General features: G+C 79.4%; 2 protein-coding genes. One reads left to right on the top strand and one right to left on the bottom strand.

Translation table 11 applies throughout. The features are described from left to right. The coding region (locus AC1MIR_RS13780; protein ID WP_480028767.1) for a trypsin-like peptidase domain-containing protein at positions 1–503 on the bottom strand (503 nt) is incomplete at its 3' end. Positions 504–730: 227 nt separating this feature from the next. Here AC1MIR_RS13780 and AC1MIR_RS13785 point away from each other — a divergent pair. After that, positions 731–1,498, top strand: a complete 768-nt coding sequence (locus tag AC1MIR_RS13785) for an ImuA family protein (protein ID WP_480028768.1) — start codon at positions 731–733, stop codon at positions 1,496–1,498. Positions 1,499–1,666 lie beyond the last annotated feature (168 nt).

Raw genomic sequence — 1,666 nt, forward strand, 5'->3', positions numbered from 1 at the left:
GCGCGGCGGGGGGGGGGGCCGCCGGGCCCCGGGCGGGGCCGCCGCGTCGCGGGGGGGGCCCCCCCCCGGGCCCCCCGGGGGGGCCCCGCCGCCGGTGACCCGGCCGCCCAGCCCGGCGTGCCCGCGCGCGGCGGCGCCGCGGCCGGCGCTGCGGGGGCGAAGACCGCCGGGACCTCCAGCACCGCCAGGTCCATCCGGTCGCTGCGGGCGAGCAGCCGCGCCGGGCCGGATGCGGCGCCGTCCCCGCGGCGGAAGGCGAGCTGCTCGACGCCCGCCGGGATCACATGCGCATTGGTCAGCAGCCGGTCCGGCGCGATCGCCACCGCCGAGCCGACCGGCAGGCCGGTGGCGCTGAGCCCGGCGAAGCCGTGGGCGGCGACGGTCTCGGCCGGGGTGCCGCGCGCCTCCTCGGCCGGCAGCCGGGCACAGGCGCCGAGCAGGGCGGCGGCCAGCAGCGCAACGGCCAGGCCGCGACGGCAGGCGGGGAGTGGGGGGACTCGCATCGCAGAACCTTCGGCAGGGCGCAGCGCCAGTGGAGACGGGCAGGTCTTAAGAAAGGGTTGACGCTCGGGCGTGGCCCCGGGCCGAACATTGAGATGATCTTGCGGAACAACGCCGCAAACATCTGTATTTGCAATAATTCACAGCAAAATCAGCGGCCCGTAACCGCAAACCGCTTGACCTGGGGCGCCTCGTCATCAGAACATATAGCGAACATAGACCCCGACCCATGGACCCGGCTCCCCCCCCCTACCCGCTGCCGCCCGCGCCCCTGCCGATGGACCGCCCGGCCCTGCTCGCCGCGCTGCGCGCCCGCATCGGCGGGCTCGAACGCGCCGGCGCCGCGGCCGCGCTCGCCCGCAGCCAGGCCGGGGTGGTGAGTTTGTCCGAAAGCCTCGACGCCCACCTCCCCGGCGGCGGCCTCGCCCGCGCCGGGCTGCACGAGATCCTCGCCGCCGAGCCCGGCGCCGCCGCCGGCTTTTCCGCCGTCATCCTGGGCCGTACGCATGGCCCCGTCCTCTGGATCGGCCCCGACCCCGACGCCTGGCCGCCCGGCCTGGTGCGCTTCGGCCTCTCCCCCGCCGAGCTCGTCCTGGTCCGCGCGCCGAGCCCCGCCGACGGGCTCTGGGCCATGGAGGAAGCGCTGCGCTGCCCCGCCATCGGCGGCGCCCTGCTGAGTTTGTCCGATCTCGACCTCACCGCCGCCCGCCGCCTGCAACTCGCCGCCGCGGCCGGCGGCGCGCTCGGCCTCCTGCTCCGCCCCGACACCGCGGATCCCGGCCCCTCCGCCGCCCTCACCCGCTGGCGGATCAACGCACTGCCGGGGGACTCTGGCAGCCCGCATCAGCTGGGCGATCCCCGCTGGCAGCTCGATCTGCTCCGCTGCCGCGGCGGCGCGCCACGCAGCTGGACCGTCACCTGGCGCACCCCCCCCGCCCGCCTCGACCCCGACGCCGACACCACCCCCGCGGCCACCCCGCGCCGCCGCCGCGCATGACCCGCCGCCGCGCGGCCCACCCGCCGCGGCTGCCGCTGCCGGGGCGGGGGCGGGATGACGGGCGGGGTGCGGGGGCGGCCTGCGGGGGGGGGGGGGGGGGGGGGGGGGGGGGGGGGGGGGGGGGGGGGGGGGGGGGGGCGGGGGGCGGGGGGGCGCGCGGCGGAGAGG

The organism is Falsiroseomonas sp. RANM36, assembly GCF_056682175.1.

Coding starts and splice junctions, on each gene's coding strand:
- AC1MIR_RS13785 (WP_480028768.1), top strand. CDS start 731: ATGGACCCGGCTCCCCCCCCCTACCCGCTGCCGCCCGCGCCCCTGCCG.